The sequence below is a fragment of the Anoxybacillus sp. LAT27 genome (genome assembly GCF_022030075.1).
Taxonomy (GTDB): Bacteria; Bacillota; Bacilli; order Bacillales; family Anoxybacillaceae; genus Anoxybacillus; species Anoxybacillus kestanbolensis.
Map to the genome: position 1 here is coordinate 1 of NZ_JAIWYK010000166.1, position 273 is coordinate 273.

Genomic DNA, 273 nt, shown 5'->3' on the forward strand with positions numbered 1-273 from the left:
TCACGATTTTGAAGCCCACAGCGAGACGTACACGGAAAAGCCCGCCTACCAGTTGTCTTCCCACGTCGCGTTTGCCGACGTCAAGGCGGAAGAGTACGACGGCCTGATCATTCCTGGGGGACGGGCACCGGAGTACATCAGGCTGAACGAACACCTGAAGCCGATTCTCGCCCACTTCTTTGAAACGAACAAGCCGATCGCGGTGATCTGCCACGGCTCGCAAGTCCTGGCCCTGGTCAAGGAACACCTGCGCGGCCGGGAAATGACCGCCTA

General features: G+C 59.3%; 1 protein-coding gene. It reads left to right on the forward strand.

The features are described 5' to 3' along the window. On the forward strand, nucleotides 1–273 hold a 273-nt coding region (locus LD028_RS08975; RefSeq protein ID WP_237811612.1), incomplete at both ends, for a DJ-1/PfpI family protein.